9 protein-coding genes and 2 pseudogenes are annotated in these 10,399 nt (G+C 69.8%); 6 read left to right on the top strand and 5 right to left on the bottom strand.

Annotation, left to right across the window (positions count from 1 at the left end):
- Positions 1-262: 262 nt before the first annotated feature.
- Positions 263-577 (top strand): hypothetical protein, encoded by a 315-nt coding sequence (locus tag AB0M03_RS35120; RefSeq protein WP_363499541.1) that lies wholly within the window; start codon positions 263-265, stop codon positions 575-577.
- Complete coding sequence (locus AB0M03_RS35125; protein WP_363499543.1) at positions 522-1,874, top strand: replication-relaxation family protein; 1,353 nt, start codon at positions 522-524, stop codon at positions 1,872-1,874. The genes AB0M03_RS35120 and AB0M03_RS35125 overlap by 56 nt, the downstream gene beginning before the upstream one ends.
- An 800-nt stretch (positions 1,875-2,674) precedes the next feature.
- On the opposite strand, the gene AB0M03_RS35130 is transcribed toward AB0M03_RS35125, so the two are convergent.
- Complete coding sequence (locus tag AB0M03_RS35130) at positions 2,675-2,830, bottom strand: hypothetical protein (protein ID WP_363499545.1); 156 nt, start codon at positions 2,828-2,830, stop codon at positions 2,675-2,677.
- Positions 2,831-3,023: 193 nt separating this feature from the next.
- Between AB0M03_RS35130 and AB0M03_RS35135 the strand changes: the two are divergent.
- The 3 genes and pseudogenes from AB0M03_RS35135 (at position 3,024) to AB0M03_RS35145 (ending at position 5,769) form a co-directional block, all read left to right on the top strand.
- A pseudogene (locus tag AB0M03_RS35135) lies at positions 3,024-4,028 on the top strand (IS5 family transposase).
- A gap of 92 nt (positions 4,029-4,120) precedes the next feature.
- Entirely contained in the window at positions 4,121-4,333 is a 213-nt protein-coding gene (locus AB0M03_RS35140) for a hypothetical protein (RefSeq protein ID WP_363499547.1), read from the top strand.
- 653 nt (positions 4,334-4,986) lie between these two features.
- On the top strand, positions 4,987-5,769 hold the full coding sequence (locus AB0M03_RS35145; protein WP_363499549.1) for an IS5 family transposase: 783 nt from the start codon (positions 4,987-4,989) through the stop codon (positions 5,767-5,769).
- Here the strand turns inward: AB0M03_RS35145 and AB0M03_RS35150 are convergent.
- The 4 genes from AB0M03_RS35150 to AB0M03_RS35165 form a co-directional block, all read right to left on the bottom strand.
- Positions 5,735-6,223 (bottom strand): hypothetical protein, encoded by a 489-nt coding sequence (locus AB0M03_RS35150; protein ID WP_363499551.1) that lies wholly within the window; start codon positions 6,221-6,223, stop codon positions 5,735-5,737. The genes AB0M03_RS35145 and AB0M03_RS35150 overlap by 35 nt on opposite strands.
- Positions 6,224-7,257: 1,034 nt before the next feature.
- The gene (locus AB0M03_RS35155) at positions 7,258-7,482 is read right to left on the bottom strand and encodes a hypothetical protein (protein ID WP_363499553.1); all 225 of its coding nucleotides are present in this window, start codon (positions 7,480-7,482) and stop codon (positions 7,258-7,260) included.
- Positions 7,483-8,024: 542 nt separating this feature from the next.
- Positions 8,025-8,591, bottom strand: a complete 567-nt coding sequence (locus AB0M03_RS35160) for a lytic polysaccharide monooxygenase auxiliary activity family 9 protein (protein WP_363499555.1) — start codon at positions 8,589-8,591, stop codon at positions 8,025-8,027.
- 404 nt (positions 8,592-8,995) lie between these two features.
- On the bottom strand, positions 8,996-9,136 hold the full coding sequence (locus tag AB0M03_RS35165) for a hypothetical protein (protein WP_363499557.1): 141 nt from the start codon (positions 9,134-9,136) through the stop codon (positions 8,996-8,998).
- 708 nt (positions 9,137-9,844) lie between these two features.
- Between AB0M03_RS35165 and AB0M03_RS35170 the strand changes: the two are divergent.
- Positions 9,845-10,399: pseudogene (locus AB0M03_RS35170) on the top strand (transposase family protein); the annotation flags it as partial.

Consider the following 10,399-nt stretch of genomic DNA (forward strand, 5'->3'; position numbering starts at 1 on the left):
GCCGGTGTCAAGGTCCACCAAAACCCCGGCAACCCCTTTGTGCCCTTGTCCTTGTCTTTGGTTGTTGGGTCTGGGGCGTGAGGCGGTTTACGCGCTCCAGGGCCGCTGTGGCCCTTCCCTTTCTGCGTCCGGCCGGCCGCGCGCCCGGTGACCGGGCCGGGTGATGGCGGGCGGGACGGGCGGCGGGCGCGGCCGGGCTGTCGGTGCCATGAGATATCGAGGAACGGACGGAAGATCACCAAACGGCCCGGGGGACACAGCCATGAACCAGGACGAGGACGAGCAGCAGCGACCAGACCGACCCGACGGGACCGACCGGGTGTTGGCGAAGACGCGTACCGCGTTCGTCCGCGCCAAGGCCTACCCCAACGGATCCACCGGCCCGCTGCGCCACAGCGTCCTTGAGGTGCTGAGCGTGCTGAAGGTCGCCACCGTCAAGCAGACCTGGCTGCTCGCCCAGCCCAGCCACGAGAAGCCGAACACGGTCGCGGGCGCGCTGCGCGACCTCGCGCTGAACAAAGTTGACCGAGAAGCGCGGCACCATCTCCGGCCTCCCGGCCCAACCCCGGGCCGCTGACGCCGACGGCGACACCGCCGCCGACGGGACCTGGACCGGGACCGGGGCGGTGCGCCCGCCGCGGCGCAGGCCGGTGCGGCCGGTCGGGGCGGGGGCGGTGATCTGGGGGCTGACCGACCTCGGGCTGGACGCCGCGGCGTCGACGCTGCCCGCCGGCCGGAAGATCGGTGGCCGGGCCCGTTCGGTGGGCCGGACCACCGGCGCCCCGCACGCGATGGCCGTCAACGACACCATCGTGGCGATGACGAGCCCGGCGACGCCGGGCACCCCGATCGGCACCATCGCCGACTGGGCCACCGAGGTCGCCCACTCGCTGCCGGGCGACCGGGCCCAGTTCGCCGATGCGGTCCTCACGGCGCCCGCCGACGGTGTTCCCGTGCTTCTGGTCGAGGTCGACCTGCACAACGAGACGCCGCAGTTCGTCGCCGCCAAGTTCGACCGGTACGCCGAGTACTTCGCGCTGACCTACAACGACCCCACGCACGACGGGCACCACAGCAGTGCGAAGAAGCTGCCGACCTGGCGGCGGAAGTATCCGCAGGCCGGCCGTCGGAGTCTGCCGCCGATCGCGCTGGTCCTGGGCGGCGCCGGCCCCCGCGGCCTGAACAACCTGATCAACAAGCTGCAGGACCTCACCATCGGGCACTGGGCCCCGTCCGACCACGCCCCGCTCGATTTCACGGACCGGATCCCGATCCTGGCCTGCCACCTGGAGGCTCTGCAGCGGCGCGGGCCGCACGCCGCGATCTGGTGGCGCTTCGGCGCCCGGCAGTGGCAGTCCCTCACCGACGCGCTTGCCCACACCGAGTACCGCGCCCGCGTCCAGGCCCGCCTCGACGCCGAGGAGCAGGCGGCCCACGAAGCCCGCGAGAAGCGCTTGGAAGCGACCCGCTGCCCGGGCTGCAATCGCCGCTCGGATGAGATCCCGCGCGGCCGGGCCAGCGACGGCACCGAGCTGTGCAGCGACTGCCAGAGCAAGGCCTGGCAGGCCGAACGAGACAAGAAGCAGCAGGCCGTCCGCGACGCCCACGCCGCCCGCTGGCCCTGCTACACCTGCAAGGGCCCCCTCGGCGGCCAACCCGGCTCCGCCATGGAACGCACCACCGAAGCCCCCGCGGAAGCCCTGGAGTGCCCCTCCTGCGAAGCCGACCGCAAGAACAGCGGCAAGCTTCCGCTCATCCTGCCCATGCCCACCGCCCGCGAGATCCGCCGTGCCCGCAAGGAGAAGCCCGACGACCCGTGGTGGGCGATGCGCCTCATCCACGCCGAGAGGTACCCGGGCCGCCCCCGCAGATGAACAGGCCCGTAATCTCCTGCATTATTCAGCCCAAAACTCGCTTTCCAGAGCTCACCCCATCACACGCAAAAAGGTGCCCGGAAAATACCGCCTCGATCGCCAGTCCATCATTGATCCGGACGGATATCGGAAGTCGGCAGCAATCGCGGAATTGATTGACCAGTACACTCGGCCGCACATTGCATGCCGTATCAGGGCCCGGCCAGCAATCCGGATCAGCGGACGGCGGTCGGCCGGTCTTGCGGGGCCGGGGCCGGCCTTCCCTGCTCCAGCACGGCCCGGGCCGGGGGCGGACACCCGCCGGCCCCTGCGGCGCTCCAGCCCCGCCCGACTGTGTGCCCGAGTGCGTGCCCCACAGGGCGCCCGACTGCGTACCCGAGTGCGTGCCCGGACCGTCCGTGCTGGCCTGAGCATCCCTGCAGTTCAGCGGCCCAATCAAGGTGGCTGGCAGCCATGACGACCCCCTCTGCGCGCCCTCTCGCGGAAGGCCTGGGCCTGGGAACAGGTGGATACGGGTTGGGTGTGGGTGGGGTGGGATGGTGGTGTGGGTGGTGGTTGGGATGGGCGGGTGGGCGCGCATCGGTGGTCCCGCCCGGCGCTGCGCCGGCCTTTCCTTGTGGCGGCGCCCGGCCGGTGGCCGGCCATGGCCTCTGCGTCGATCGTCACCCCGTTGTACTGCGTCGGCAGGTTCCGCGACTCCATCTCGTTCTGCGCGAAGCGCAGCTTCTCGGCCTGCGGCGCCAGCCTTGCTTCTGCGGGGGCGCTCAAAAGGCCATCGCCGAGGGTCGAGAGGCGCAGGCTCAGTGCAAGTCGCAGGAGGCCCTGCAGGCGGGTGGGCCGGGCGTGGCGTCGTTCGCGGTCGCCCCCCAGAGCATCAGGGCGAGCACGATCACCGCCAGCACCACGGCCATCACCGTTCCCGGTACGTCGCGTCCGCCGTTCGGTCCGTCGGCCACCGTGACCACCTCCCCGCCGTCCTTCCATGAGAGGGGCTGTGGGGGTGTGCGGTCAAGGGGCGGTCAGGCGGAGTGCAAATCTGCGGTTGGGTGTCACTGGATCTGCAGGTGTGTCACTAGGGCGCGTATCGAGTCCTGATCAATCTGCGGGATTCGCCCTCGCGGCGGGGCCTGATCCGGTAGATCGTCTTGTGTGACGCGAGTGCAACTGACGGACGAAGAGTGGGAGTTCATCGGGCCGTACCTGCCGATCGGCGAGTACGGCCCGTACCCGGAGCGCCTGCGGCAGCAGTTCGAGGGCGTGATCTGGCGGTTCAAGACCGGCGGGCAGTGGCGGGAGATGCCGCAGGAGTTCGGCGCCTGGTCGACCGTCTCCAACCGCTTCCGGCAGTGGAGGGACGCCGGTGTCTTCGAAGCCCTGCTGGAGGGCCTGATCGCGGAAGCCGCGAAGCGGGGCGAGGTGGACTTGTCGCTCGTCAGCGTCGACTCCACCACTGCGCGGGCCCACCACGACGCCGCCGGCATGCACCTGAGCGAGGACGTGCTCACCGCCCTGGAGAAGGCCGCCGCCGAGGAGGAGAAGGCCAGGTCAAAGGGGGCGACCTCGACGAACAAAACGGACGGGACACCGAAACGGATCCCGAACGGGAGGAACGGCGACTCGTCCGGCGCCGCCGAAAGCTCCGGCTGACGACCGCCCTTCTCGGGCGCTCCCGGGGCGGCCAGACCAGCAAGGTCCACCTCGCCGCCGACCGCAAGTGCCGCCCGCTGGCGGTCATCCTGACCGCCGGACAGGCCGCCGACAGCCCACAGTTCATCCCCGTGCTCAAGAAGATACGGGTCCCCGGGCCCGTCGGCCGCCCCCGCACCCGGCCCGACGCGGTCGCCGGGGGACAAGGCGTACTCGTCTCGCGGTAACCGCGCCTACCTGCGGAAACGTCGCATCAAGGCCGTCATCCCGGAAAAGAAGGACCAAGCCGCCAACCGGAAGAAGAGGGGCAGCGCGGGTGGCCGGCCCGTCGGCCACGACGCCGACCTCTACAAGGAGCGGAACACCGTCGAGCGCCTGATCAACAAGCTGAAGGCTTGGCGAGGTATCGCCACCCGGTTCGACAAGACCCCCGGCAGCTACCTCGCAGGCCTCCACCTGCGCGCCTCGATGATCTGGCTCAAGGACCTGGCGCGACCCACCCTTTGATCACAACCAGATACGCGCCCTAGTGACCTGAGTCAGAGGTTCGTCGTTGGTTGGGCATGGGTCGTCCGGGTCCGAAGATTCCGCCGTTGTCGGTGACCGATGCCCAGCGGGCGGTGTTGGAGGGCTGGGTGCGTCGCCGGACGACGGCCCAGGCTCTGGCCCAGCGGTCGCGGATCGTGCTGGAGCTCGCTGTGCGGGCAGTCGTCGCCGGCTACGTCGCCGACTGGTGGGCCGCCGAACGCGTCGAAACCCCGAGAAGCGATGGAAGGGGGGCGAACTACGCCTGGCTATGGGACAGTTCGTGATGCCGCGTCACTGGTTGCTGGGAGAAGGGCACGATATGGCTGGGGTGTCGGAGGGCGACTGGCTGACGGCGCGCCAGGTGAGCACTTTGTGGCCGGGCGTCGGTGCTCGCTCGGTGTATGTAAATGCGCTGGCCCATGGAGTGCGGGTCCGTACGGACAGCTGGATGACCACCACCGGGACCGCCAGTAAGACGTGGTATCACGCCGACGACGTGCGCCGAGTGGCCCCGCAGATAGCAGCCCAGCCACCGCTCAAGGGGCCGTCCCCGCTGCCGTGCTGTCTACTGCTGATCGTTCTGGCAGCGGTACCAGTCGTCTGGCTGGCGCTGGCCATACGAGACACAGTTTCTCCCTAGTGTCCTGCGCCTGAAATGTCAGCTCTGAGAAGCCGTTGTCGTACCGATTTTGGTGGACGTGGGTTCGACTGGACAGCTCGGTCGGGTGATCTTGTTGCTTGCCGCGCATGAAGACAGGGCCTCTGGTGCAGCTCGGGGTTGTCGAGACCTTGAGCATGCCAGGAGGCCCTGTTGTCGCTGTTGTACGCCCTTGCACCGGCTCACTCCAACTCGGCTTCCCTGGAGTGTGACTGTCTCGCTCACCGGTTCGGGAACGCCGGCGACCAGCCGCACAGGCGACCGAGGTACCCGTCCGACATGAGCGACGCGGAGTGGGCGGTGGTCCGGGACGCGATGCCGGTGCCGGGATGGTTGGAGGGCCGGGGCGGGCAGCCGGAGGGCTATTGCCACCGGCAGATGGTGGACGCGGTGCGCTACCTGGTCGCGGGCGGCATCACCTGGCGGGCGATGCCCGCGGACTTCCCCGCCTGGGACCGCGTCTACGCCTTCTTCCGGCGCTGGCGGGACAAGGGCCTGGTCGGCGAGTTCCACGACCGGCTACGGGACCGGGTCCGCGGGGCCGCCGGCCGGGATCCGGAGCCGACCGCGGGCGTCATCGACGCGCAGTCGGTGAAGGGCGCCGCGTCCGTGCCGGCCGCGAGCAGGGGCTTCGACGGCGGGAAGAAGGTGAACGGCCGCAAGCGTCACATCGTGGTGGACACCCTCGGGCTGCTGCTGGCGGTGATGGTCACCGCAGCCTCGGTAACCGACCGCGAGGCTGGCGGGACGCTGCTGGCCCGGCTGCGCGAGCGACACTGGCGCATCACGCTGGTGTGGGCGGACGGCAGCTACACCGGACGTCTGGTCGATCTCGCCCGCGAGGTCCTGCGGATCACGCTGAGCGTGGTCAAACGCAGCGACGACGTGGCCGGGTTCACGGTGTTGCCCAAGAGGTGGCTGGTCGAGCGGACGTTCGCGTGGCTGATGCGCTCACGCCGACTCGCCCGCGACTACGAGACGCGCACCGACACTGCGGAGGCGGTGATCCGCTGGTCGATGAGCATGGTCATGAGCCGCCGCCTCGCCCGGCGGGCACGCTGAACAGTCCCGGGCGTTCCTCTACCAGCCAGCCCCGCGCCACCAGACGCTTCGCCTTCGACCGCACACCCTCCACCTTCGCCGGGACCACCTCCAGCCCGAGCGCCGCCGCGAGTTCCCGACAATCCATCGCGTCGGCGTCCGACCCGCTCCCACCGGCCAGGACGTCCATGATCCCCCGGTGGTCCGGCGCCAGCGCCGTCGCGGCGAGCCCTTCCCGCCAGTGCGGCACCATCGAACCGGGCGCCGCCGCCGCGACCCGCGGCTTACCAGGCACCACGACCGGCGGAACCTCCTCACCGCCGCACGGTCCCGCCAGGACCAGAGCGACTGTCTCACGGGCAATCACGAACCGCTCCCACACCGCCTCGGCCTCCCGCAGCTTGGCCTGAAGGGCCTCCACCCGCTGCCGAGCGGCGCGTTCGCGTTCCTCCAACAACCCCATCACCGACGGCATCCGGCACCTCCACGAAGAGACGACACGACACGTCATCCCTGCCGCCAAGGCGTAATCCCTATGCCTGACCTGCGGAAACGCACCCGTCACTCTCGGAAAGACAACGGCTTCTGAGATCTCCTCGCGACGCCCGGGGGTTTGCCGGCTACGGCCACCCGGGGGCCGTGGGGTGAGAACCCGCCCGGCTGGGATACCCGGAGTGCGTGCAGGATCGCACCGCCAAGGACTTGGGCCCGCTGGTGCTGCCCGCTCCGACCAAGCGGGAGTTGGTGGGAGGTGCGGATGCTGCACGCGAAGCTCTACCCGGCGAAGGACCGCAGGGTGTGACCTGTTGGGTGGCCGGGGCGTATTTTTGCCTCTTTCGCTTGGTTGTCTGGACCTTTGGTTGGACCTGTGGAAGGGATGGGCTGGGCGGGGGGTGGTATTTGGCAGCCACTTTGGTGACTGTGTGTGGTGGTTGGTGGGGTCGGGGGTGCTGTCGGCCCGTTCGGCGGGTTGGTGGGGTGTTTTCGCCGGGCATTTGGGCGAGAATTCCGTATCGCTGTTTTTGTGGGTTGGCTTTCGGTGGTGCTCTGAATTCCGGTTGGAAATGGCTGGGTGAGGGGTGGTGGTGGTGTCGGTTTTCGGTTTGGCGGGGCGCGGCGCTGCGTCCTTATCCCGGTGCCTGCAGCTGGGGTGGTGGGTCTGCTGGCCGGGGGTCCGGGCTGGGTGCTGCGCCGCCGTCCGGGGCGGGTTGCCGGGTGCGCTCCGAATCTGGCCTGCTGCTCCCTGCGCCGGTCCAGGTGGCCGCCCGGGCCGGGGTGACCGAGGCCAAGGACGATGGCCGGTCTCCGCCGAGGAGTGCCGGCGCCCGGGCCCGCGGCTTCGCCCCTGGCCGACTCCTGGCCGCTCGGATCGAGCCCGGCCTGGTTCGCCGACAGCCGCAAACTCACGTACCGCACGTCATCCGGATCACGTACCGCCATGACCTCCGGCCGACAACCCCACCTGCCACGAGCACCAGGACGACGAGCACCACCAGGAGCACGCCGTCGTCAACACCGGCGCGACTGGTCCCGGTACTTCCGGCAGACCTCGTCGTCCTCCTCGTCGCACAAGCACGCGCCGCACGCGGCGCACAACTCCCAGCTGTCCTCGCAGAGCCGTGGCGGGTAGGTCATCTCCTCCCCACACCACTCGCACGTCCTGGTGAGCAACCGCTCCCGGATCTCACCGCGTTCACGGATGTCGTGGATGTCGCCCTGCTGCTGATTCGTCACGGACGAAACGTAGCTGACAAGATCATCTGTCGTGCTATCGCCGCCGCTGCTGCGCCCGCCGGTCTGCCTGCCGTTCGGGACGGCCGCCCGCTGCGCCCCGCCTGTTTGTCTGCCGCGCTGCCGTTCGGGCCGAGCCCTCGTTCGGGCTGGGCGGGTCTGTTGGGTGCCGGGCTGCCGGTGCCTGGGTGGTGGGTGTGGTCTGGGTGGCCGTCAGGCCGCCGTGGAGGCTGTCGCCGGAGTGGCCGGCGCGCTGTCGCGCCCCCTGTCGCGTGCCCCTGTCGTGCGGGGTGCTGTTGCGACCTGTGACGTGGGTGGATACCCGGCTTTCCCTGTGTGTGGTCTGGGCGTGACAGCACCCGCTGCAGCTGGTGATGGACGGGGGGTTGGTGCGGCTGTCCGCGTCGCTGGTCGGACGGCCTGCTGGGACCGGGCTGGACCGGTGGCCACCGGGGTTGCACCGCCGGTTGTTTGGGGTGGTGAACGGGGTGTGCCGGCCCCGCCGTCGTGGCGGGGCCGGCACACTGCTGCGCGCTGGGCTGCGGTTACGCGTACTGGAGGTCGATGACCTGGTAGAAGGCGTGGCCGGTGTCGGCGACCTCCCACACGGCGAGCAGGACCTGGTGGCCGGCGGGCCGCTGGGGCAGGCGCAGGGTGTGGGTGGTGGGGTTGCCCGGGTTGAGCGGGTGCTCCCAGTAGGGCTGTTCGGTCAGCTGGACGCTGTGGAAGGGCTCGGTCTCGAACTGGGCGCGGGACAGCGGCTGCTCCGGGTCCCAGCCGTTCTTGGTGAGGAAGTAGTTGAAGCGGCGGGTCTTGTGCTCCGCGTGGAATCCCCAGGTGATCTCCAGCTCCTGGCCGGAGGCGACCTGGTGCTTCTTCCAGTCGCGGCGGGGCTCGTCCAGGGAGGCGGCGAAGTCCTTCCCCGCGCTGGCGATCTTCCCGTCCGCCGGCGGCTGGGCGTTGACCACGTCGTCCGGCGCGGAGGGGTCCCGCAGGCCCGCCTGGCTCGCGGGGAAGAACTTGCCGGCCTCCAGGCCGTTGGCCTGCCAGTTCTCCAGGTAGAGCTGGGCCCGGGAAGGGGGAGAGCTGACCGCTCCGTGTCTGGGTTCCATGAGACGCTCCTTACGCTATGTGTACGTACGTATGCGGAACGCTACAGGGCGGGAAGCGATTCACCTGCTCATCAGGTCCTCGTGCCGCGATTCTCATCGCTGGCCGACGGTGACTGGTGTGGGGCCGGCCTTCGGTGGTAGTGGCGTCGGGCGGCCGGTCCGGGGCGGTCTGGGTGACCGGCCTGGTGCCGCAACGTGTGGTGACGTGGTGTTGCGCCGGGCCGCAACGCGGGCTCATACTACGGCCTGACCAGGCGTTGCCTCTCCCGGAGAGCCCCAGGCGGGCGTGTTGCACCTGCTGTTTCGCACCGGCCGCGACTCGGTCCGCCGGCCTCGGCGGCCCGCCGCCGTCTGCCCGCGCCGCCAGGCCGTGCCCGCTGCGCCCCGGCCCGCCGGTCCTGCCGCTAACCGCTGCGCCCGGACCGGCCGCCCGCGCCTTGGTCGACGTCCTGGTCGGCCGCCAGGCCATCCCGCTGCGCGCGGCTCGGCCCGCTGTCCAGGCCGTGCCCCTTGGAGGTGCCCTGGTGGCCGGTCCTGGCCGCCATCCTGGCCGTCCCCGGCCCCCTGGGGTGTCCGGCCGTCTCCGGGCCCGTCCTGCCCGCCGCCTGCGCCTGGCTGCCGTCCTGCCCGCCGTCCGCGCGGCTGCGCCCCCCGCCCTGGTCTGTCCTGGCCCGCTGTCTTGGTCCGGTGTTCGGTTTGGTGGTGCTGCTCCGGGAATTGCGCTGGTTGACGCTTGGCGGGATTTCCTGGGCGCGCCTGGAAGGGCGGTCACTATGTCGGCTTGGAGGGCCGTAGGCCCCTTTCCGGCACGCTTGAATTCGATTACTTTCCGCTGCGCCATGAAAGGGCTTCGGGTTGCCGCCCGAAAAGGAGTGGGAGGGAATTTGGATTCCCGCCGGAAGTTCGGCCGGATAGAGCCGGGATGGACGGTTGCCGCAAGGTTTTGTGTTCCCGTCTCACGTCCGCCGGGGAGTTGGTGGGATAGAGCTGTACGGCGTTCCGGAGAGGTTCCTGGAAACACCACCGAAAGCACTCCGAATACCGGGTCGGGAATTCCGGTTGATGGACCGTCAGGGACTGCCGTACGGGGCGTTCGTGAGGACCCGCCACAAGGCGGTGGAGGCCCGGGCCCGGACCGGCGGCCCGGGGGTGTCTCCTGTGAGTTCTCAATGAACCTCTTTCATCCTGTTCCCGCAGGGTGAAATGCCTGTTCAGCGGGTGGCAGTGACGTAACAGGGCCCCTCGTCGTTGCCGTGGTGATCTCACTCATCACGTCGCCGCCGAGGGGCCCTGTTGGTCTCGTATCGAGCCATGCTCGACGTCCCACACGAGCTCGTTGAGCACGTCTCCTGGCTGATCCATACCCGAAGGTGTGAACTGGGATCACGATGGCGGAAGTTGGGCTGCTTCAAGCAGGCACTGCCGGTCCTGGCCCACCTGCGGAAGAACGAGACACTCGCGCAGGTCGGAGCCGGGTTCGGGGTGTCGGAAGCGACCGCCTGGCGGTACGTCGACGAGACCCTCGAGGTCCTGGCCGCATGGGCGCCGGGTCTGCGCGAGGCGCTGGTCGGTCTGGGAGAGGGCGACTTCGTGATCGTCGACGGCACCCTGATCCCGACCGACCGGATCAAGGCGGACGAGCCGTACTACTCACAGAAGCACCACAAGCACGGGATGAACGTGCAGGTCATCGCCACACCGGACGGGACCCCGCTGTGGTTCTCCCGTGCTTTGCCCGGCCGCACCCACGACCTGACCGCGGCCCGCGCGCACGGCGTCGTCCAGGCCTGCCCGACCCGCGAGATCCT

The sequence above is a fragment of the Kitasatospora sp. NPDC051914 genome (genome assembly GCF_040680995.1).
Classification (GTDB): domain Bacteria; phylum Actinomycetota; class Actinomycetes; order Streptomycetales; family Streptomycetaceae; genus Kitasatospora.

What these genes read in the sequence shown, in the direction of transcription:
- AB0M03_RS35120 (WP_363499541.1), top strand. Translation starts at nt 263, where the DNA reads ATGAACCAGGACGAGGACGAGCAGCAGCGACCAGACCGACCCGACGGG.
- AB0M03_RS35145 (WP_363499549.1), top strand. Translation starts at nt 4,987, where the DNA reads ATGAGCGACGCGGAGTGGGCGGTGGTCCGGGACGCGATGCCGGTGCCG.
- AB0M03_RS35150 (WP_363499551.1), bottom strand. Translation starts at nt 6,223, where the DNA reads ATGCCGTCGGTGATGGGGTTGTTGGAGGAACGCGAACGCGCCGCTCGG.
- AB0M03_RS35160 (WP_363499555.1), bottom strand. Translation starts at nt 8,591, where the DNA reads ATGGAACCCAGACACGGAGCGGTCAGCTCTCCCCCTTCCCGGGCCCAG.
- AB0M03_RS35165 (WP_363499557.1), bottom strand. Translation starts at nt 9,136, where the DNA reads ATGGCGGCCAGGACCGGCCACCAGGGCACCTCCAAGGGGCACGGCCTG.